Source organism: Leptospira ognonensis (genome assembly GCF_004770745.1).
Classification (GTDB): Bacteria; Spirochaetota; Leptospiria; order Leptospirales; family Leptospiraceae; genus Leptospira_A; species Leptospira_A ognonensis.
Window position 1 is genome coordinate 79,527 of the sequence record NZ_RQGD01000005.1, and the last position, 22,165, is coordinate 101,691.

The 22,165-nt window shown below is 39.0% G+C and carries 21 protein-coding genes; 14 read left to right on the forward strand and 7 right to left on the reverse strand.

Annotation, left to right across the window (positions count from 1 at the left end):
- The first annotated feature begins 9 nt into the window (after positions 1-9).
- Together EHQ58_RS01325 and EHQ58_RS01330 are read left to right on the forward strand one after the other, a co-directional pair.
- Positions 10-2,103, forward strand: a complete 2,094-nt coding sequence (locus EHQ58_RS01325; RefSeq protein WP_135621539.1) for a TonB-dependent receptor plug domain-containing protein — start codon at positions 10-12, stop codon at positions 2,101-2,103.
- A complete protein-coding gene (locus EHQ58_RS01330; protein WP_246047019.1) occupies positions 2,039-2,719 on the forward strand; it encodes a hypothetical protein in 681 nt (226 codons plus the stop codon). The genes EHQ58_RS01325 and EHQ58_RS01330 overlap by 65 nt, the downstream gene beginning before the upstream one ends.
- 3 nt (positions 2,720-2,722) lie before the next feature.
- Here EHQ58_RS01330 and EHQ58_RS01335 read toward each other — a convergent pair whose 3' ends face one another.
- From EHQ58_RS01335 to EHQ58_RS01345, 3 genes are read right to left on the reverse strand one after another with little or no spacing between them, the layout of a single operon-like run.
- The gene (locus EHQ58_RS01335; protein ID WP_167883499.1) at positions 2,723-3,508 is read right to left on the reverse strand and encodes a DUF7840 domain-containing protein; all 786 of its coding nucleotides are present in this window, start codon (positions 3,506-3,508) and stop codon (positions 2,723-2,725) included.
- Positions 3,505-3,999, reverse strand: coding sequence for a DUF3015 family protein (locus tag EHQ58_RS01340; RefSeq protein ID WP_135621541.1), 495 nt, complete (start codon positions 3,997-3,999; stop codon positions 3,505-3,507). Before EHQ58_RS01340 ends, EHQ58_RS01335 begins: the two co-directional genes overlap by 4 nt.
- A gap of 7 nt (positions 4,000-4,006) precedes the next feature.
- Positions 4,007-4,228, reverse strand: a complete 222-nt coding sequence (locus EHQ58_RS01345; RefSeq protein WP_135621542.1) for a hypothetical protein — start codon at positions 4,226-4,228, stop codon at positions 4,007-4,009.
- A 193-nt stretch (positions 4,229-4,421) separates the two neighbouring features.
- Here EHQ58_RS01345 and EHQ58_RS01350 point away from each other — a divergent pair, with 193 nt between their 5' ends.
- Both EHQ58_RS01350 and EHQ58_RS01355 read left to right on the forward strand, forming a co-directional pair.
- Positions 4,422-5,345 carry a ferredoxin reductase domain-containing protein gene (locus tag EHQ58_RS01350; protein WP_135621543.1) on the forward strand — a complete coding sequence of 308 codons (924 nt, stop codon included), beginning with the start codon at positions 4,422-4,424 and terminating at the stop codon, positions 5,343-5,345.
- Position 5,346: 1 nt separating this feature from the next.
- Complete coding sequence (locus tag EHQ58_RS01355; RefSeq protein WP_135621544.1) at positions 5,347-5,568, forward strand: transcriptional coactivator p15/PC4 family protein; 222 nt, start codon at positions 5,347-5,349, stop codon at positions 5,566-5,568.
- Between the two features lie 4 nt (positions 5,569-5,572).
- On the opposite strand, the gene EHQ58_RS01360 is transcribed toward EHQ58_RS01355, so the two are convergent.
- A complete protein-coding gene (locus tag EHQ58_RS01360; RefSeq protein ID WP_135621545.1) occupies positions 5,573-7,219 on the reverse strand; it encodes a VWA domain-containing protein in 1,647 nt (548 codons plus the stop codon).
- Positions 7,220-7,295: 76 nt separating this feature from the next.
- Here EHQ58_RS01360 and EHQ58_RS01365 point away from each other — a divergent pair, with 76 nt between their 5' ends.
- Genes EHQ58_RS01365 through EHQ58_RS01400 form a run of 8 tightly spaced genes read left to right on the forward strand, consistent with a single transcriptional unit; the run spans position 7,296 to position 14,930 of the window.
- Entirely contained in the window at positions 7,296-8,006 is a 711-nt protein-coding gene (locus EHQ58_RS01365; RefSeq protein ID WP_135621546.1) for a 7-carboxy-7-deazaguanine synthase QueE, read from the forward strand.
- Positions 8,006-10,849 (forward strand): DEAD/DEAH box helicase, encoded by a 2,844-nt coding sequence (locus EHQ58_RS01370; RefSeq protein ID WP_135621547.1) that lies wholly within the window; start codon positions 8,006-8,008, stop codon positions 10,847-10,849. The genes EHQ58_RS01365 and EHQ58_RS01370 overlap by 1 nt, the downstream gene beginning before the upstream one ends.
- A gap of 23 nt (positions 10,850-10,872) precedes the next feature.
- Entirely contained in the window at positions 10,873-12,114 is a 1,242-nt protein-coding gene (locus EHQ58_RS01375) for a dicarboxylate/amino acid:cation symporter (RefSeq protein WP_135621548.1), read from the forward strand.
- A gap of 7 nt (positions 12,115-12,121) precedes the next feature.
- Positions 12,122-12,976, forward strand: coding sequence for an SGNH/GDSL hydrolase family protein (locus EHQ58_RS01380; protein ID WP_246047020.1), 855 nt, complete (start codon positions 12,122-12,124; stop codon positions 12,974-12,976).
- Positions 12,973-13,821: a hypothetical protein gene (locus tag EHQ58_RS01385; protein WP_135621549.1), complete on the forward strand. Its 849-nt coding sequence runs from the start codon at positions 12,973-12,975 to the stop codon at positions 13,819-13,821. Before EHQ58_RS01380 ends, EHQ58_RS01385 begins: the two co-directional genes overlap by 4 nt.
- Positions 13,822-14,154: a TRL domain-containing protein gene (locus EHQ58_RS01390; RefSeq protein ID WP_135621550.1), complete on the forward strand. Its 333-nt coding sequence runs from the start codon at positions 13,822-13,824 to the stop codon at positions 14,152-14,154.
- Positions 14,151-14,462, forward strand: a complete 312-nt coding sequence (locus EHQ58_RS01395) for a TRL-like family protein (protein WP_135621551.1) — start codon at positions 14,151-14,153, stop codon at positions 14,460-14,462. The genes EHQ58_RS01390 and EHQ58_RS01395 overlap by 4 nt, the downstream gene beginning before the upstream one ends.
- A gap of 24 nt (positions 14,463-14,486) precedes the next feature.
- A complete protein-coding gene (locus EHQ58_RS01400) occupies positions 14,487-14,930 on the forward strand; it encodes an Ig-like domain-containing domain (protein ID WP_135621552.1) in 444 nt (147 codons plus the stop codon).
- A gap of 56 nt (positions 14,931-14,986) precedes the next feature.
- Here the strand turns inward: EHQ58_RS01400 and EHQ58_RS01405 are convergent, their stop codons facing one another.
- Positions 14,987-17,140: a sodium-translocating pyrophosphatase gene (locus EHQ58_RS01405; protein ID WP_135621553.1), complete on the reverse strand. Its 2,154-nt coding sequence runs from the start codon at positions 17,138-17,140 to the stop codon at positions 14,987-14,989.
- A 73-nt stretch (positions 17,141-17,213) separates the two neighbouring features.
- Here EHQ58_RS01405 and EHQ58_RS01410 point away from each other — a divergent pair, with 73 nt between their 5' ends.
- Positions 17,214-18,377 (forward strand): tetratricopeptide repeat protein, encoded by a 1,164-nt coding sequence (locus EHQ58_RS01410; protein ID WP_135621554.1) that lies wholly within the window; start codon positions 17,214-17,216, stop codon positions 18,375-18,377.
- Here the strand turns inward: EHQ58_RS01410 and acs are convergent.
- Together acs and folE are read right to left on the reverse strand one after the other, a co-directional pair.
- Entirely contained in the window at positions 18,374-20,341 is a 1,968-nt protein-coding gene (gene acs, locus EHQ58_RS01415; protein WP_135621555.1) for an acetate--CoA ligase, read from the reverse strand. The two genes, EHQ58_RS01410 and acs, sit on opposite strands and share 4 nt — an antisense overlap.
- Before the next feature lie 83 nt (positions 20,342-20,424).
- A complete protein-coding gene (folE, locus tag EHQ58_RS01420) occupies positions 20,425-20,976 on the reverse strand; it encodes a GTP cyclohydrolase I FolE (protein ID WP_135621556.1) in 552 nt (183 codons plus the stop codon).
- Positions 20,977-21,058: 82 nt separating this feature from the next.
- Here folE and EHQ58_RS01425 point away from each other — a divergent pair, with 82 nt between their 5' ends.
- Positions 21,059-22,162 carry a glycosyltransferase family 4 protein gene (locus EHQ58_RS01425; RefSeq protein ID WP_246047021.1) on the forward strand — a complete coding sequence of 368 codons (1,104 nt, stop codon included), beginning with the start codon at positions 21,059-21,061 and terminating at the stop codon, positions 22,160-22,162.
- The last annotated feature ends 3 nt before the right edge of the window (positions 22,163-22,165 follow it).

Genomic DNA, 22,165 nt, shown 5'->3' on the forward strand with positions numbered 1-22,165 from the left:
CTTTAGAATATGAAACGTGTTCTCGTATTATCTATTCTTTTCAATTTGATTCCTTTTATTGAAATATATTCTCAGGGAAAAACAAAACCGAATCCAAAATCTCCTGTCTCGACAGAAACTAACAATAAAGAAGAGCCAATAAAAGTAGAAACGCCCGACGAAAACAAAACTCCTGAAAAATTACCAGAAGAAGATAGGTTTAAAGATCTAGACAATCAAAACGGAATCGTCGTTACAGGATCACGCGGAGAGCGCCGTTTGAAAGATTCAACTGTCGCAACAGAAGTCATATCTCGAAAACGAATCGAACAAACGGGTGCTAGAAATCTCGGTGAGGTTTTAGAGACACAACTTGGATTGAATGTCACACCTAACGCGCTAGGTGGCTCTCAAGTTCAAATGCTCGGCCTTGATTCGAAGTATGTTCTTTTTTTAGTCGATGGACAAAGGATCGCGGGTAGATTAAACAATACAGTTGATTTAACACGCTTTAAAGTACAGAATATCGAACGGATTGAAATTGTAAAAGGATCTTCATCTGCTCTTTACGGTGCTGATGCCATAGGTGGTGTAATCAATATCATCACAAGACAATCCGAAAAACCAGAGCACTACCAGTTTCGAGCAACTTACGGAAATGGACGAGAGCTGAATTATGGAACCCAAGGTGAAAAGAACATGATTGCCGATGTGGGTTTCCGAAACGAATTCGTTGCAGCCAGCTTTAATGGTGGTTATAACCAATCCGCTGGCTATGATCTAGATCCTACAACGAAATCAACGACTGGCAACGCCTTTCAAGACTCAAATCTCGGTGGTAATATGACTTTCAATCCCGATGGCCAATTGAAAGTAAAAACAGGGCTTTTTTATCTCAGTAGATTCCAACAAGGAATCATCTCTCAAAAATCTGGAGGTCTTTTTGATAGGTCCAATGCAACCAACGATTTTTTAGGTCTGGGCGCAATAGAATATTCGTACGGAAAACGTAATATGATTTCCTTTAGAGGAAATTATGCTCGATGGGAAAATAAGTATAAATTAGACCAGCGTGCGTCAGACGAGCTAGATACCAAAGAACTTACAAACGATAAAACATCCCAAGGAACGATCCAATTGGATCATGAATTAAACGAAAGGCATATGCTTACAATGGGAATTGAATCTTATGCAAATGAACTTGAATCAGACCGCTTAACACAAAGATTCGCTTATAGAACTAGAAGGGCCGTATTTCTTCAAGACGAATGGACTGCTTGGAAAAACGGAATCATATGGAGAATCATACCTGGAATTCGTCATGACGTTGATTCACAGTTTGGTGGCCAAACAACACCCAAAATCGCAACGCGCGTTGATCTAACCTCCCAGCTTGTTATACGTGCGAGCTACGGATTTGGTTTTAGACCTCCAACCTTTCAAGAACTCTACCTAAGATTTGAAAATCCTGGTGTAGGTTACGTTGTCGATGGCAATTCTAAGTTAAGACCTGAGAAATCCAGAACGGTCAATGCGGATGTCGAATATAGTCCTCTAAAAAATCTAAGTTTTTCGTTTAGTATTTTCAGGAATGTCATTACCGATCTCATTCAGTACAATTATGGAACCACCTCCTCAGAATTTGCATCGTTCCAATTAACAAATATTAAGGAAGCCTATACGCGTGGTGCGGAATTGGGCATGCGAACTCGCGCATTCAAATATGTTGCTTATGAATTGGGTTTGAATTATACCGACACACGAGATCTCACTTCTGATCGTCCGCTCGAAGGAAGAGCACGACACCAAGTTACAACCAATGTTTTTATCAATGCACCAATGGGCTGGGAGCTTGCTATTAGAACAAAGTGGATCGGTAAAAGACCTTTTTATTCAAGTACGAGTGATTTTGCTGGTTCGAGTACGACTTTGATTGAAGGTCAGAATAGCAATGTGACTTACGGAAAAGAATTTGCTCTAATTAACCTCAGATTAGAAAAAAAATTCTTCGAAGGTCGTATGTCTTTGTTTTTCGGAGTGGACAACCTACTCGATAAGTATGAGCTTACTTACAATCCGATACGACCAAGATTTTATTATGGAGGAGTTCAAGCGCAATTTTAAGATAACAATTAGTATATTAGTACTTCAACTAATCTCTACACTTTCCGCCAATTCCTTGCTAGCGGAAGACAATCGCCTTTCTCCAAAAGAATCAAAAATTCTGAAGGAAACTTTTAAGTATGCTGAAGATTTTGAAGCTAGGAAACTCAGAATCGATAAGAAAGCATATTTACGTCATTCTAACTTTGAATCCATATTTAAATTTGGTTTTTCAGGTAGAAAGTTAGTTAACTGGATACAAACACGGATTAAAAGCTATTCAAGTGGTGCGACAGGCGATTTTATCGCTTACTTTCAAAATGGTGAAGTCATTTTAGGAAAACAATTTTTTTCACTCAATAAACTCGATCGCTTTCTCACAATTTTACATGAAGCAAGACACGCTGACGGTAAAGAATTTACGCATGTGAACTGCCCAGATGATTTTCTATTTCTAAACCCAAGAGATATAAGGATATCACCAGCTAACAAAAAAGCCTGCGACTTCAGAACGGATGGGAGTTATGGAATCACTGCCTCTGTTTTATTTGAAATGGGAGCTTATGGCTATTTATCTTCACAAGAAACAGCATATCGCTATAATTCCGAAATTTCGAGAATCCTTCCCGAAGAATAAATCTCAGAACATAAAGACATAACTACATAAAATCTCTTGGTCGAATTTCATTTTCGATATCTCAATTCTAATTTCTTGATTTCGCTGAAGAGTATATCTCATTTTAAGAGAATTCACAAAATCATTTTGATTCCCTTGCACCGCATAATATTGAAATCCGGATAAATATTGAAATTTTAAATTTCTCAATTCATACAAAACATTTAAAACAGCCTGTGGACCGATCCTCATAAAATCATTAAAATATGGATGAAACTGAGATTTTACGCCTGCCATCACAGAAAAAATCAAAGTTCGTTTAGAATCTGCCATTTCGTTTTCAAAAGTGTAACCAATCAAAAAATCTCCGTTTAACGGAGTGATTCTTTTTTTTTCATCACCTTCTAGATCAAATGCATTCGTTTTTTTAATTGTCGTTACACTTTCTAGCCCAACATCCAATCCGTAACTTTTCGATTCACTAAAGCTTGAGTAAGGAGTCAAAGACATCATTCGGATGATACTGAATTTAGTAATCTCCAGTCGATTTTTTCCTTCATAATACCGCAAGGTCGCATTCCCTTTACCTGATTCGGAATGGGGGACATAGCCTGTAGCTACATTGAGTAGGTCATGAGAATAAGGCCTGAATTGAAATTCTAAAAAATTTCCATAGCTAGAGTATCCGATGCCAGCATTAATTCTGCTAGGTGGGTGAGGTTCTAAATTTGCACTTGATTGTGCTAAAATGAAATCCGCATGAAACAATATAATCGTTAAGCAAAAACGAAAACTAAGTTTAAAAATCAATAATTACAAGCGAGACTTAACTCGGGATCATTTCCAATTTCTTTTTTTAACGCCCCTAATAATAAATTAGAATCTCTTCTGGTTTCTTTGGTAACAATCGTTTCAAATTTTCTTTTTGATAACATTCCTATCTGTTTTCCATGTGTAGGACAGCCGAGTAGCGAAGCAATGGCTTCGATACGTTCTCCCGTACCCTTCGCGAATTCTGATTCTAGTCCTACTTGGTTGAAATGTACGAAAACCTCTTGGGCTTTTTCTAATCGAACGATACCATCATCTGTGCAATTGAGTGTTCCTGAAGTGATCCCAAAAGTTTGACTGGAAGTAGAAGCATTGGTTGTTGCAGCCAGGACCTGAGAGATGTCATTTTTCCATGCCGGAATGAGAGATCCAAATCCGCACCCTGCCATCCCATAGCCCTTTGCCTGTCCTTGTGTAGAAAGAAGCAAAAGAGATATGATGACTAAGATCGTTTTTAGTTGAGAATTCATGCGGATCTCAGAATAAAAATTCCGACTTTTCTGACACGTCTCGGGAAGCGCCAGAAAATAGAATCTTTCCTTTGAAGTCTACAACCGCCCAACTTGTTGGATCCGGTTGTTCTAAAAGACTCATACTTTCTATCAACTTACTGGCATGCTGTTCTATTTTTTTATGAAGGAATGGGAAGGGAGCAATCGACGATTCTGTAGTTTGGTTTTTCTTTTCAATTGAAAGCATGCATTTTTCCCGAGTAGATGATGTTATAGGAATCGGCTGACCTACAGCATTGACTAAAGCGTAAAAACCTGCAATTTTCAGTCAATCAAGAGACATAATTTTTTATTAGATTTTGCGACCTGCGACGGTGCCAATTTTTGCTTTCATTGACTCGGCAAGCTTGACTAAAAACCCTAGCAACAGAGGAAGACCATTGCCTACACCACAGATCAACCTATTCAAAAAGTCCAATCCGCTCCTGGGAAAGGTGATTTCTAACGTTTGTCTAACTCCTGCCCCGGAAAAAGCGAAACGTCCCCGTTCAGAAGGTGAATCGGCTGTCCACAGAATTACCATTTCTCTCAACCATGATACCTATCCGTACCTGATCGGGCAGAGTGCTGGCGTCATTCCACCAGGAAACGACCCAGCCAAAGTGGAAAAAGGCTCACCTGATACCAGCTATACCATCCGACTTTACTCGATAGCTTCCCCTTCTCATAGCTTTGGGCAAACAAAGGACAAGATCGAATTTGTGATTAAGAGAGACAATGTATATGATGGTGAGGGAAACATTGTTCATAGAGGTGTGTGCTCGAATTACATGTGTGATCTCAAACCTGGAGAAGAAGTCATATTAACAGGTCCAGCCGGTAAAAAATTCATTCTGCCTCAGTCGGATTTTGATGGTGATTTTTTCTTTTGTGCTACGGGCACGGGAGTTGCTCCATTTTTTGGCATGGTGGAGGAACTACTTGAACACAAGCTATTTCGTTTCCAGGGCAATATCTATCTAATCTACGGCGCTCCGTATTCGGATGAAATTGTCCTTCGTGACTATTTTGAGAAAATGCAGGCAAAACACTCGAATTTTAAATTCATTACAGCCATTAGCCGCGAAGAAAAAAATTCTTTTGATGGAGGCAAAATGTACATCTCACACCGATTGCGAGAACTTAGCGATACGATCGAGACCTCTCTTGCAAAGAACGCAAAGATCTATATTTGTGGTGGCCCGAAGGGGATGGAAAAAGGTGTGATTGATGAAGTGATGGCAGCCGTTAAAACCTCGTTGCCTTATGAAGAGTTTAAGAAAGAATTAGAAGTAAAAGAACAACTATTTGTGGAGACTTACTAAGATGCCAAAAACAGGAATCATCAAAGATATTGATAAAGGACGTGGAGAAATTGTTCGGGTTGAAATTTCTGAATTTAAAGGACAAACTCTCTTTAACATCCGAGTTTGGTATACAGACGCTAATGGAGAATACAAACCGACCCAGAAGGGGATCGCTCTATCTCCGACTATCATCGCAGAACTGAAGGAAGCGATTGAAGAAGCTGAACGCTGGTTAGCCTAACAGTCTAGTTATTTTCTTCGCCTTCTTTTGCAAAGATGATTCTTTGTAAAGACTCTCGAGCTTCCACCATAGATTCAGCGACTCTGATATGGTTGTACAATCGGGTGATTTCGAAAACTTTCCGCACGGAATCCCGAAGGTTGCACGTGATGAACTCCCCGCCTCTTCTTCGCAACCAACCAACAATCTGAATCAAAGTCCCAATGGCCGAAGAATCGATATGAGCGGTCTCCACCATATCAAAGATCATATACCTAAATCCTTCCTCTAATTTTTTCTCAACCATAGACTTTATTTCTGGACATTTATAAAGATCGATATCGCCGATTGTCTTATATTCAAAAATTTCATCATGGAGTTTGACACCCTTAAGATCTATCTTCTCAGGACCTCTCGCGATAAAAGAAGAACCTGCAAAAATATGTTTAGTCAGATTATTAACCTTCTCTTGAATTTTTGTGTCCATTGCAAGAAGTCGCGTTAAAACAGATCCAAGTGCGTTAGGTGAATATTGTTTATTTGTTTCCACATCCTGTATGAGGCCGGCTAAGATACTTCGGGCTTGGTCAATATTACCTAATCTAACTTCTTCCGTAATCTGTTTGATGCCTCGTGCTGCATTCAAAATCACGATCTCGACTAAAACATCTGGATCTTGTTTGCCTTTGGTAGTTGAATACGATATCGAAATTTCGGATTCAATACTCTCCAATTTCATTTTATTCAATAAATTATAATAAGTAACTTTGGCCTTATACAATGGGCCATCTATTTTCTGTAAGGTCTCATCAATTTCTAATTTGATTACTAGACTTTTTAAATCATCCGATCGAAGATCACCTAACTGAATATTTACTTTCTGCCTAGAAAGGCTTTTCGCGTTTCCATGAAATTCATCAATTTCTTCAAAAATTTGATAAGAAAAATCATTCATTAATTCTATAAATTGCACACCAGGAGCAAACTCTAAATTTACGTCAATCGCCTGGGCATATAATGCGCCTATATCTCCGAATTCACGAAAAAAGATATCCGATGCCATTTCTGGATTGTCTACAAAATAGAAATTTCCTCCGCCCACTTTCGCGATTTCCATAAGAATCGCTTCATTAAAGTCATCACCCACACCAATTGTCGTTGTCGAGATTCCTCTCGAAAAATGGTCTTTCGCAATTTGTATAAGATCGGCTGGTTCTTTGATACCCGATGTTGGATTGCCGTCTGTAAGTAAGATGACTCGTTTGTATGCGTTTGGGATGTTTGCGGATTCTATAGACCGAAGTGCAGAAAGCCAGCCACCACTTAGATTTGTGGATGTAGCCACCTGAATGTTTTTGATTCTATCTGTTACGGATATCTTTTCGGTAAGATTGGTCAATGGTTGGATGATTTGTACATCGGCAGAATAAGCGATGATAGATAATGAGTCATGTCTCGTGAGCCAATTGACTAAAGCACAAGAAGCCTCAATGACGGACTCGATTTTTTCACCTTTCATCGACCAACTCTTGTCGATCGCTAAACCAATTACAATCGGTTGTCTTTCCGTTAAAGCTGGATTAGGTGGAGTCCTGAGCCTTAAGAGTAAATGATTTTCCTGCTTTTCACCGGTAACTATGTTTGGATATTCAAGTTTGCCTTCAACTTGCATGACTTTTAGAAATTAGTTATATTTTAACTTTTCGCAAGAACAATTTATGATTTCCTGTCATAGAAAGGAACAATCCATGTTTGGTAAAATTCACGAAATTTACGACTCTATCTCAGGAGAGGGTATCTCACAAGGCATTCCGACACAATTTATACGCTTCGCTGGTTGTTCCCTAAGATGTGGGAAAGTAGGAGATAAAAAACTTTGGTGTGATACTCCTTATGCGTTAGGACCAGAACAGGGTGAGCATAAATCTTTAGAAGAGATTCTCGCACAATTATTACAAAACGATCCTCACCATCAAAAACAGATCATCATTACGGGAGGCGAACCTCTCGAGGGTAAGAACGGACTTCTGACGCGATCCCTTTCTGATCATATTTATAGGTTTCGCATTCAGGAACAATTCCCCTATCCCGCATCCCGCATAGAGACGAACGGAAAAGAGGAAATCGACGAAAAACCAAGTCGAGTTTTTACAATGGATTACAAATTGCCCGGATCGGGCATGGAAAGCGAGATGCATATAGAAAATTTCGAGATTCTAAAAAAGAGACATAATTCTCTTGACGAAATCAAGTTCGTGATTCGAGATAGAATCGATTTTCAAAGAAGTTTGGAAATTCTTCACGAGAAAAAACCCGATACAAACATTCTATTTTCGCCTGTTCATGAAGATCTGGATGCAAAAGAACTAGTGGAATGGCTTAAAGTGGCAAACCCACCTAAGTCTCGTTTGTCATTACAAATACATAAGTTTCTCTGGGGTAATAAAAAAGGAGTTTGATGGAGATCCCAACACAGCTAAGTTTAGATTTTGAAACTACACAAATATCTACACTTAATTATGAGTACGCATTCCTAACGGATAATCCAGAACTTGGTTTTGCAAAAATCACAAATGAATCTATCACTGGATATGAACTCTACTTTCCCTCAAGAGAATTATTTAAATCAGTAAATAAAACAAATGCCAATCTACATTTACTTCCTAAGTATCCTTCCGCATTAAAAGACTGGGAGGAATACCACAGGGCCATGGAAATTTCCTTAATTGCCCACCAACTTAAACGTACTCACAATTTTAATAAACTTTCTTCTCTTTCAAATTCTAGGACTCGTTTACTACCACACCAAATTGAATCTACCTTCATTGTTGCTAATAGTTTAAAGCCTAGATTCATTCTTGCCGACGAGGTTGGATTAGGAAAAACCATAGAGGCCGGTCTCGCTGTCAAAGAGTTAATCTTTCGACGTGGACTTAAAAAGGTTCTTGTTGTCACTCCATCTCCTCTCCTTGTGCAATGGCAGCAGGAAATGAAAAATAAATTTAACGAAGATTTTGAGATCATTCGCCGAAGAAATTTCCTAACCAATGGACCTGACCATTGGAAAAATTTTAATAAAGTCATCACATCCATTGATTTTATCAAAAATCCAAAATATGCTGAAGAAATTTTAAAAGTCAAATGGGATATCGTCGTATTTGATGAAGCGCATAGATTACGAAGAGATTATTCAAAAATTACAAGAAGCTATCTATTTGCAGAGAAAATAGCAAGGAAAACCGAGTGTTTGCTTCTTTTAACCGCCACACCTTTTCGAGGAAAATTAGAGGAGCTTTTTTATTTACTTCATTTAGTCGATCCGAACATCCTTGGTCCATATCACACATTTGTTAATGACTACATCTTAGGTGGAAAAACAGATTTAAAAGAAAAAATATCCAAGGTCTTATTACGTAGGCGAAAGGTAGAAGTCGGTGGATTTACAAAACGATTCGCAAAAACAGTAAGAATCGATTTATCTCCCATAGAACGGCAGTTTTATGATGAGACTACCGAATATGTGCGTAGAGAATATAACCTTGCCATGGGTACTAAAAACCGAGCTGTCGGCTTTGTGATGATTGTATTCCAAAAATTATTAGATTCTTCTGTCGTTGCTCTTCTCTCCGCTCTCCAGAAAAGAAAGTTCATGCTTGAAACAAAATTTCATTACATGAAGGAAAATGAGGTTTCAGTTGATGATTGGGATATGGACGAAACGGAAGGTGTAGAAGACTTTCTAACTGAACTTGATGAAGCAGAAATGTCAAACTTCCAACGAATCAAACGCGAATTGTTCACCCTGAATCGACTCATCCACATTGGAAGACAAATCAAAGAAGATCGCAAATCACAAAAGCTCAAAGAAACTTTAGCTAAGCTAAAAAAAGAAGGTCATAAGAAATTTATCATCTTCACTCAATTCAGAACCACACAAGATCACATCCAATCACTATTAGAATCAGAATTCAAAATTTCATCATTCCATGGTTCGCTTAGCATGGACGACAAAGAGAAAGCCATTCAAAGATTTAAAGAAGACTGCGAAATATTAATCTGCACCGAAGCCGGTGGCGAGGGACGTAATTTACAGTTTGCTAATATATTGTTCAATTATGATCTTCCATGGAGTCCGCTAAAAATTGAGCAACGCATCGGAAGGATTCATAGATTTGGACAAAAAGATAATGTATATATATTTAATTTTGCTTCGAAGGATACTGTCGCAGAACGAATATTAGAAGTATTAACAAATAAAATTAAATTATTTGAAGAATCAATTGGAGCCTCGGACGAACTTTTAGGTACGATCGAAGAAGAATTAGATTTCAATTCAAGCTTCATGCACTTTATCACAGGTACAAAAACTAAGGAAGAAATAGATACGGAACTTGATCTGCGAATTCAAGTTGCCCAGAAGGGATTCGAAAAATTAAATTCTCTAGTAACACCTAAACTATTGGATTTCAATTTAAAAGATTATTACGATCATACCTTTGATGATCGAGAATGGAATAACCAACACTTAGAAGAAATCGTAACAGCTGGTTCAAAATACTTCCTAGACCAACTGCCAGGGAAACTAAGTTCAAAAACAAATGGTTTATACCAATATACAAATGCAGAAGGAAAAACGAAACCCGCCACTTTTGATTCTGATTTAGCACTTACAAATGATTCTCTAGAGTTCTTGGCGTTTGGACATCCGTTTGTAGAAAAAGTAACAGAACTTCTAACAGTTTCCAATATCGGAAACAAAAAGAAATATGTGACTTCTTCCGAATTAAAACATCGAATTTTATTTGTTTACCTAGTTGAATTTCAATTTTCACTCAAACGTCGTGAATTATTTTTTTTAGAATATGACTTGAAGACCAATTCTATGATTGTAGTTAACGAAATCGGTAAAGCTTGGGAAACCGCCAAAACTTATGTTCCCGAAACCGAATTGTCGCTTTCAAAGATTGAAACAGCATTTATTGAAAGTTATCCGATCCTTTTAAACGAGGTGCAGGAAAAAACCAATACTTTGCGAAAAGAAACACTATCAATTTTTCAAAAAGAAGAATACAAACTCGAATTATCGCATCAGAAAATGATACGGCAACTCGAAGAAAAGTTAATGCGTCAGGAAGCAGCGTTCAAATGGGATAATCGTCCAGAAAAAAAAGCAGCCCTGCACCGAACCATGAAGGAAATCCAAAAAGCCCGAGAGGTTTATGAAATTGAAGTTAGAAAAATTAAAAATGGAGCCAAAATTTTACAAAAAATTGAGCTATTTCAACTCTATATTGCAATCTAAATCAAGAATTTAAAACTTCGGTCATGACATTAAAATCTATCCCATTTTGGCTAATGATTGTAACCGCCTTCATCGCGGGGACTGTTATAGGGGTATGTCTGCATCCCGAAACGAATCTCATCCCCTCGCATGTTTCTTTAGAGATTATCCCTTGGCTAAAGTTACCAGGAGATCTATTTTTAAATCTATTGCAGATGATTATGATACCTTTAGTAATCGCCTCAGTGGCCTTAGGTGTTTCTAGCCTTTCTAGTCTCTCTGAATTGGTTAATTTAGGGTCAAAAACTATGTTCTATTTTCTATTCACGACCATGATCGCGATTATAATCGGCATATCAATTGCTACTCTCCTTGAACCAGGTAAAAAAATTGACTTAAATCGAAGTAAGATTGTGTCAACAACTCCTCAATTGCAAAACACTACGGAAGAAAGTATCCCTCAAACCATTGCCAATCTCGTCCCAAAAAATATCTTTCGTTATATTGCCGAGCAAAGAATGTTATCTCTCGTTTTGCTTGGGGTTCTTCTCGGGATCTTTTTCCTGTCCTCTGCGAACGTCACAAGCGATCCATTAAAACTATTTCTGAAATCGATTGAAGCCTTTTCTATATGGATCGTAACGATTGCCATGAAACTCGCGCCCGTTGCCGTTTTTGGTTTGATGGCCTTTGCAATTACACAAATAGGTATTAGTTTGATCTCGGGATTATTCTATTATGTTTTATCTGTGTTACTGGGTTTGTTCATTTTACTTCTATTCTATCTCATCATTGTCTTACTAATCGCAAAAAGAAATCCAATTAACTTTCTTAAAAACATTCGGGAAGTACAGATACTTGGATTCTCAACTTCAAGTTCCAGTTCCGTTTTACCCATAAGTTTAAAACTAGCAAAAGACAAACTTAAGATTCGCGAAAAGGTGGCAGACTTTGTTCTACCATTAGGTGCTACTATCAATATGGATGGAACCGCTTTATATCAGGCAGTTGCTACAATTTTTCTAAGTCAAGTCTACCAGATCGAATTTACTTTCTTTCAACTAATTTTACTCGTCATTACAGTTACTGGGGCTTCCATTGGAACTGCCGCCACACCTGGAGTCGGGATAGTGATCTTAGGATCTATTTTACATAGCTTTAACATTCCAGTGGAGGGAATCGCAATCATCTTTGGCGTAGATCGATTTCTTGATATGTGTCGTACCTCCGTAAACTTAAGTGGAGACTTAGTAACGGCTGCTGTTATGGATAAGTGGACGGAATAAGATCCTCATGATTAAAAAAATGATCAGCATATTATGCTTATCTGTAGCTGGTTTTACCTATAATTGTGATACAAAAAAACAATATACGGATGATATCTTATTTAATTTAACCTGTTATACGTTAGCACTTTGCAATCAAACATCACCAACACAAATAGGAATGATTGGTGATAGTTGGACCGATATTTTGGTTGGGTATCCACTCATTGAAACATTGCGAATCCAATTAGAGAAAAATCATGGCTATCAAATTACGGGAGCAACCCTTGGAGGCCAAACTCTCTCTTCTGCTTTATCCTTAGGTTTACATTACCAGGTGATTGATGAGGCAGGAGCAAATGTACGCGTGATCTTACTCTCCCTTGGCGGAAATGATTTACAGGCGAACCTCCGAGATTATATTCTCAATCCTGAGTCTGCTCGTGCAGCTCGTTTGCAACTTATAAAGTCAGATTTAAAAAGGATGATCCAAACAGGCAATTTATATAAGACTAATAAATTTGGTGGTGAGCCAATCAAATGGATCATTCATGGTTACGATTACTCAAATCCAGATATGCCTCCAATTGCAGATATCTCAGAGGAAGGTTGTAACGCACGTTTTTTGGCAGCAGGTTTTACGAGATCATCCATCATTGATTTTTCATCTTCCCTTTTGAACTCCTTCAACGAATTACTTAGAAATATAACTTATGAGGAACCATCATTGTATTATGTTGATCTTCGTAGTACACTTGGAGGTCCTTCCGTTTCAAGATCTGATTTGATGCTGGATTGTATCCATCCGAATAATCTAGGTTTCCAATTGTTAGGAAATCGTTTGAGTACTTCAATTGCTCCGATTACGGGAATGAAACCATGAAATTTGTTTTACGAATCTCTTTTCTTTTCATTTTTCCCCATTTCTTGTACGCACAAAAAAGTCCAAATTTTTCACATCCTTTGCAAATTGAACCTGTTTCAATCTATAATAAAATAAGGGTCGACGGGTCCTACTTCGATAAACGAACAAACGTTATTTATGAACAAAATCGAAATATTAGCATCGAAGGCGAATACAACTTTTGGAATCATTTCTCTATTTCGAGCTCCTTAGGTAGAAATAATTATATCCTCACAGATACCGAGACTTCGAACACCTATGATCGATTCAATCTAGGAGTAAAGTACGGAAGGATTATAGATTTTGGCACCTCTAGTTTGTTACTCGGAGCAGGAATTCGGTTATATGATAAGAAGAAAGGGGCAACACCGACAGAGCGTGAGAATCCAGATTTCTATTTAGTCAGGCCAAATTTTGGAATTGGATTTCGGTATGGCCGATTTGAAATACTTTCCGAGTTTCGATTCCAAACAGAAACAAATAAATCTTTTAAAGAGGGGAGTCTAGAAGAGTTCCGACGCTACTATCAATTTGGTATGGCTCCATCTTTTGCCGTTAATCAATCTCTTCGCACTTTCATGGAGTTCGAATACAGAGAGCCATACGATCGTTATGTGGATACAAAAACTAGATTTTTCAATTTCTATCCAGGCGTATCCTTTGCTACTGAAAATTTTGGTACTTTTTCTCTTTCACTTCAAATCGGTTTATTAAAACGCGAAGAGAATGCCATCGATAGAGGGATCAGATTCTCGTATTTTTATCTTTTTGATCTGGATCATTCGAACTCCAAAAGAATTGAATCTTCTGCGAGCAAGTTTTAAATGCTAAAGAAACCCTCTTCCATTTTTTGCCTTTTGCTACTTTTAATTTTTTATCCAGGTTGTATTTCGATTCAACATGGAAATCCAAGTTTAACCATTTTTAAAAATCAAGGCAATGTCGGTATTTATGGAAAATTGGTTTCGGCAAAGGAACAATTTAGACAAGGCGAAAGTTGCATTGAAAGTTATTTCGGTTTATTCTCTTTTGGAGATGCTTCAACAGAAATGATTCAAAGTAAATTCCATCTCAAAGAAATCTATTCCATTGATCATTCTATCAAAACCCAATATTTTTTCTTTCAAGAATATTGCACTACAGTGTACGGAAAATGAAGCCTGCATTAGCGTATCTGATCGTATTCTGCCTCTGGAATGCATTCGCGTGTGCCTCAACGGGAGTTGGTCCGCAGTCGCTTCTATATGCAGATCATACGATATCGATTTACTCCGACGGAGAACAAGGACGGAAACAGGGAGAGTCATGTTCTCATTCCGTATTGGGTCTAATCGCTTGGGGCGATGCAAGCACACAAAAAAGTCAAAAAAGCGCGTATGTCAATAAAATCAAATCCATAGACCAAAGATCATTGAGTATTTTGGGCATCTATGCAAAACTTTGCACGGTTGTAAAAGGAAACTAGTCGTAAATACTAATAGAAACATATATGATTTTCAAACTGACCAGGCCAATCCAGTCTCTGTTGTTTTTTGCCAATTGTCTATACCTAGCAAATTGTACTCCCAAACCTGAGCCTTTTATTTTGGGAATTCTCGCCCTTCCTGTTCTCATTGAGACTGCTGCATTTCAAGTTTCTTCGACTGTACCTACCGCTAATCAAACGGATGTTAGCACTTCATCTTCAGTGATTATTACCTTTAATAAAGATATTGATTCAACGTCTATTAGCGGGAATATTTCTCTAACACAGCCTGCAACAAATAGCATCTCGAGCCTAACTGCTTCCACTTCAGCTAAAATTTTAACGATCCGCCCTAGTTCCGCATTCAATGCTTCAAGTTCCTATACAATCACTATCAAAGCCGCAATCAAGTCTACTAGCGCTGAGACACTCGGTACAGATTTTCCTTTAACATTTACAACCCAATGAACAAAAAAAAGCCGAGCAAAGAAGCCCGGCTTTCTCTAGATCAAAAAGGAGAGATCTTATTTAAAAAACGGTAACAAGATACCACCTTTCAATACGAAAAACTCTGCAAATACAAGCGATGTAATCGCCATCAATTTGATAAGGATATTGATCGATGGTCCTGATGTATCTTTAAATGGATCACCTACAGTATCTCCGACAACCGCTGCCTTATGCTTGTCTGAGCCTTTTCCACCAGCCGTTTTCTCGATATATTTTTTAGCATTATCCCATGCACCACCTGAATTGGCCATAGAAATCGCCATAACTACACCTGAAACAAGGGCACCAGCTAACATACCTGCAAGTGACTTAACTCCGAAAAAATAACCTACAACGATCGGACTAAGTAGGACTAACAAACCTGGAGGAATCATTTCACGAAGTGCAGCTGATGTAGAAATATCTACACATTTTGCATATTCGGGTTTGGCGGTGCCTTCCATAAGTCCAGGAATCTCTTTGAATTGACGCCTAACTTCCTTCACCATATCAAGCGCAGCTTTCCCTACGGATTTCATGGTCATCGCAGAAAATATAAAAGGAAGCATTGCTCCAAAGAGGAGACCACCAAATACCCAAGGATCTAGCAGTTCAATGGATGTTAAATCAATTGCTCCCTCTCCCATCGCCTTCGATGTTGCTTGTGCACGCGTAATAAATGCAGCAAATAGTGCAAGGGAAGTAAGAGCTGCAGATCCGATAGCAAATCCTTTTCCAACAGCTGCAGTCGTATTGCCCGCTGCATCTAGGTTATCAGTCCTATCGCGAACTTCTTTACCTAACTCAGCCATTTCCGCGATTCCACCAGCGTTATCTGATACTGGACCGTAGGCATCAATCGTGAGACCAATGGCGATGGTCGAGATCATACCAATCGCTGCAACAGCGATACCATACATTCCGGCGATCAAATTTGAAACGACAATGACGATCACAAGAAGGACAACGGGAACTACCGATGATTTGTATCCGAGTGCCAATCCGTAAATGATGTTTGTTGCGGCACCTGTTTCACATGCGTCTGCTACTTCTCTGACTGGCTTATAGGAATGAGAAGTGAAAATCTCTGTGATCCAACCGATAAACATACCTGCGAATAATCCGAGTAACACGGAAGTAAAAACGTTCCATTTCGTAATGGTTTGTTCTCCAATCTGAAAAGAGTCGATCATGAAGATATCTGTTACAAAATACAATCCTATCGCGACCAAAAATGTGGAGATCCAAAGTTGAAATTTGAGCGCTCTTTCCACGTTTCCGTTCTCTTTGACACGCGCAAAAAAGGAAGTTATGAGAGAAGCGGGAATGCCTATGGCAGAAATGAGCAGAGGATAAAGTAGTGCGGCATAATTATCTCCCTCAGCTAACGCAGATGCAGTCGCTCCAATCACAAGTGCAGCACATGTGGCTTCTGCAGCCGAGCCAAATAGATCGGCTCCCATACCTGCAATGTCACCAACGTTATCACCAACATTATCAGCAATCGTCGCTGGGTTACGAGGATCATCCTCCGGTATACCTTTCTCTACTTTACCGACAAGATCGGCACCCACATCGGCCGCCTTTGTATAGATCCCGCCACCCACTCTTCCGAAAAGAGCAACGGATGAGCCACCAAGACCAAAACCAGCAAGGGATTCCATAAGGATATGAACCGGTATATCTTTATTAAGACCAGTAAATGCCATAAAAAGCCCAATGAGACCTAATACAGCCAGTCCAATGAGACCAAAACCCATGACCGCCCCAGAATCGTAAGCCACTCGGAAAGCAGCGGAGAGGGACGTTTTTGCAGCCTGGGCGGTTCTCACATTCCCTGCCGTCGCTATCTTCATTCCCACGAATCCGGAAAGGCAGGAAATTAATGCTCCACTGACGAAAGCTATCGCTGTATAAGCTCCCTCATTGAACACTGTTTTCGGGTTATCTAAGAGAAGAAAGATCAGTACGGTCATAAAACTGATAAAAAGTAAAATGACTCTGTATTCGCGTAATAAAAACGCCATCGCGCCTTCAGAAATCGCAGCCGCGATCTCAATGAGGCGTTTGTTTTGCTCAACGTTGCCGCCTTCTGCACCAACTTTGATTCGAACGACTCGGCTAGCGTAGAATATCGCCGTGACAATTGATAGTAACGCCATGACGATTATGATCAGCTCTGCATTCATGAAGATCCTCTTTTAGAATGTAAATTTTTGATTTTCTAAGAAATTTTAGAAGATGACCGATGAGAAACCATATATGGTATCACGGTCAAGGAGAAAATGGCACTCAGGCCTTCTCTTAACAAGTCTATTTCTCTTTTACATGGGAATTTATGCAGAATCTACAAATCCAGTAAAGGTAATGTTTACTTATGACCACCTTCTCAAAATAGCGGAAGAGAAGATCATCACTGAAACACCAAACCAAGCGTTTTCCTTTCTGGCTAAGGCTCGTGAAATTCAACCCGAGCCAGATTACCGCTTTTATAACCTCACTGGCGAAGCTTTTTGGAAACTTGGAAATCATTTTGAGGCCATGTCGGCCTTCGAAAAGTCCGTCGAGCTCAATCCAGGCCAATTTTCCTTAGTTCTTAGGATCGCTGATTTTTACGAATCGGAACGAAAACCAGATATTGCTCTCGAATTTAATGAACGATACTTAAAGATTATTCCAACAGACAAGAATCGAATTCTAAAATCGGCGATCCTTTCACGTCGCATCGGAAATGAAAACAATTACCAAAAATACATACAAATATTAGAATCTGATAAATCTTTTTCTTCAGAAGAAGAATCCTTACAAACATCTCTCGGTAGAAATATCCGCCTACGAAAGTGGAAAGAAGCGGAGGAACTCACCTTACGTTATCTTCCCTATTTTCCGAGAGTGGAAGGATTGTATGAGACACTCATCTTGGCAAGAAGAGGGAAAAATTCTAGCCTAATCGAGGATGCTTATATAATGGCCTGCGTTACTTTCAAAGATGAGACACGCTATTATGTGAGATTTGGAGTATACCTGCAAGAAAATGGCAGGTACTTAGAATCCTTATCCATGTTTAGGCGAGCCTTTTATAATGCCTTAAAATTTAATTCAAAAAGTGATTGGGGCGAATTCCTATTTTTGTTACGTCAAAGTTATGCCAATCTTGACAGGGAAGTTGATACCCTTGCCATTGACTCCCTAGTTTTAGATATACAGAACAGGAACCAATTAACGGATGTTCAGGTAATCAACCATTTACAAACATTTAGAAAGAATCGTGAATATCTGATGTTTGGAATCTTTTGGTTCAAAAATAAGAATGCAAACCAAGCAAACATTTACAGAAAGCTGCTCGACGAAAGGGACCAAGAAAATTCCGAAACAGAATTCTTATTTGTCATTGGACCTTTCGCGAGAGAGAAGCTGGAATTCTAATTGCTATGATACTTTTTCTTATCGTCTATCAATGTTTGCACGACACCTGGATCAGCTAACGTAGAAATATCTCCTAAAGTATCAAATTCATTGCATGCTATTTTTCTTAGAATCCTTCGCATGATTTTTCCCGATCTCGTTTTTGGCAATCCTGGAGCCCAATGGATGACATCGGGTCTAGCAATCTTACCTATCATTTTTTCAACACTCGCAATAAGCTCTTTTTTCAAGGAGTCATTGGTAGAAACACCTTGCTTTACAGTTACGTATGCATAAATGCCCTGGCCTTTAATGTCATGGGGAAAACCTACAACGGCAGCCTCTGCAATTGATTTATGTTCAACGAGAGCACTCTCTACTTCCGCAGAACCTATTCTATGACCAGAAACATTTAAAACATCATCCACTCGTCCCGTTATTTTAAAATATCCATCCTTGTCACGAGTCGCGCCGTCACCGGTAAAATAATAACCTTTAAATTGTGAAAAGTATGTATCGAAAAATCTTTTTGGGTCTCCGTAAACTCCACGCATCATGGAAGGCCAAGGTGAAGCTATGCAAAGGTTACCTGATATTTCACCTTTCTCTTTAATTTCAATGCCTTCATTGTCCACAAGCACTGGTTTTACGCCGTAAAAAGGAAAACTAGCGGAGCCAGGTTTTTGTGGGAAAGCACCTGGAACGCCCGAAATCATAATCGAGCCTGTTTCCGTTTGCCACCACGTATCTACGATCGGGCAATTCGATTTACCGATGTATTTATAATACCATTCCCATGCCTCTGGATTGATAGGTTCACCAACGGATCCGAGTAAGCGCAATGTTTTCAAAGAACGTTTATCGATATGATCTAAACTTTCTCGCATCAGTGCACGAATGGCGGTGGGAGCTGTATAGAATACTGTAACTCCGTATTTATCAATGACATCCCAAAACCTACCATGGTCTGGATAGCTTGGAACTCCCTCAAACATAAGTGAAGTGGCTCCATTTGACAGAGGGCCATACAAAATGTAACTGTGACCAGTGATCCATCCAATGTCGGCTGTACACCAAAATGTATCCGTCTCTTTATAATCAAAAATGGACTGAAACGTAAGATTGGCACCTAACAAATAGCCAGCCGTTGTATGAAGGACACCCTTCGGTTTTCCAGTAGAACCAGAGGTATATAAAATAAAGAGTGGGTCTTCTGCATCCATCGGCGTAGGAGGACACACTGGCTTTAAGGATGGATCTTTCATCAGGAAATGATACCAGTGATCTCGTCCCTCTTTCCACAAGAGAGTACCTTCATCTCCAGTTCTTTTGACGACGATGACATTCTCTATTTTCACTTTCGAAACTTCTAAGGCTTTATCGACATTGCTTTTGAGCTGAATTTGTTTCCCTCCACGATATCCGCCATCGGCAGTAATTACAAGCGTTGGTTTACAATCTTCTATTCTTCCATGGAGCGCTTCTGGAGAAAACCCACCAAACACTACTGAGTGCACAGCGCCAATCCGCGTACATGCGAGAGAGGCGATAGCAAGCTCTGGAATCATCGGCAAATAAATCAATACCCGATCTCCTTTCTTAACTTGCAAATTTTTTAATACATTGGCAAATTTATTCACCTCTCGGTATAAATCATGATATGTGAGAACTCTACTTTCTTCTGGGTTATCTCCTTCCCAAATGATGGCAGCTTTGTTTTTATGCGGAGAATCTAAATGTCTGTCTAGGCAGTTTTGAGAAACATTGATTTTCCCACCTTCAAACCATTTTACTTTAGCCTTAGCAAAGTCATGCGATAATACTTTTTTCCACTTCTTGATCCAAGTTAATCGATTGGCTTCTTCAGCCCAAAATTTTTCAGGTTTTTCAATCGAAAGTTTATAACGAGCCTTATATGTTTTAAAATCAATATTCGCTAATTTTGCGAACTCTTTGCTTGGTGGGACGATTCTCTCTTTTGCCATCTCATTCCTCTATGGGAAAATTTTGGCAAAATGCGAAAAGATTGTCTAGCCTGATTCCAAAAGATTTTTTAGTCTCTGTTGTTTTAATGTGATCCTGTTCGGATTAAATCTAAGAACTCGCTTCTGGTGGTGGCATCGGATTTAAACAAACCGATCAAACTAGAAGTGAACAATTCCGAATTCTGTTTTTCGACTCCACGCATCATCATGCACAAATGTTTTGCTTTGATGACGACGCCAACTCCGAGAGGATCTAAGGTTTCCTGGATCGCCTGAGCAATCTGATCCGTTAGTCTTTCTTGGACTTGCAACCTCCTGGCAAAGACATCTACGATCCGTGGAATTTTACTAATACCGATGATCTTCTTATTGGGGATATAGGCTACATGGGCACGACCAAAAAATGGGAGCAAATGGTGTTCGCAGAGGGAATAGAGCTCAATGTCGCGTACCAAAACCATTCCTGTTGTCTTTTCTTCGAAAATGGCACCGTTTACGATTTGGCCGATATCGGCTATATAACCACTGGTTAAGAATTCATACGCCTTCTTAACGCGATTAGGCGTCTTAACAAGTCCTTCCCTAGAAGGATCCTCGCCAACTTGTCTTAGTATTTCTTCTACTAGATCTTCCATAGTTAATTTGACTCATTCCCCAGAATAAAGAGTTAGATAGTTCTCGTTTTTATCGAGATTATTATCAACCATGGAAAATACAATGAGAAGAAAAATCGGCTACGATGCACGGATGATTGAACATTCTGGCATTGGCGTTCGCATCCAACATATTTTAAAATTTTGGCCGCTTTCGGAAACGGAAGCCGAGCTTTTTGTGTTTGGCGACCCTGCCTTACTCAGGAAACATCACCTACCTTCTCATGCACAAATTATAGAATACCGAGCAGGTATCTATTCCCTTAAAGAACTGATGGGCCATCCAAAAATGAGAGAAATGGATTTTCTTGATATTCCTCATTTCAATATACCTATCTTAAACCTTTCTAAGTGCATCGTCACCATTCACGACCTCATACCTTATCATTTCAAACAAGCGCATCGTTCATTTGTTAAAAGAGTTTATCTGAATCTCATCTTAAGAATGATAGCAAGGTTTGCTTACAGAGTAATTTGTGTTTCAAATTTTACAAAAAATGATTTCACGAAATTTTTTTATCATGGATCAGAAGAGATTTCTGTTATTTACAATGGAATTGATCCCAACGTTTTTTCAGCCAATGGAAATGAAAACTTAGATGATTTTCGATCTAAACATTTATTACCGAAGGAATTTTTACTCACAATTGGAATCGGAAAGAAGCATAAGAACTTCGAATTTTTAATCAAAAACCTCACCTTTTTATGGAAGGAAAATTCTCTAAAACTTCCTCTCGTGATTGGTGGTCTTGGGAAGGAAATCCCTAGAGAAATTCAAAATTTTAAGGATCAATTCCCTGAACTGATTGTGCTTTTGCAGCATCTACCTTACGAGGCACTCCCATATGTCTACCAGTCTGCAAAGTTATTCCTCTTTCCTTCCTTGTTTGAAGGCTTTGGTTTTCCCGTGCTCGAAGCCCAGGCCTCGGGAACACCTGTTCTATCCTCCGATGCCACGGTCCTCCCGGAAATACTGAAGGAATCAGCTTTGCTCTTCGATGCCAAAAATGACGCTGATTTCCAAAAAAAAATGATCGGATTGCTTTCTGACCAGAAAGAAATGGCTCGTCTCAAATCGGCAGGCCTATCTAATGCAAAATCCTTTCATTGGAAGGAACAGATTCGCGACCTTCGAATCTTTTATCTTAAAATTTTATCTCAAAAATAACTT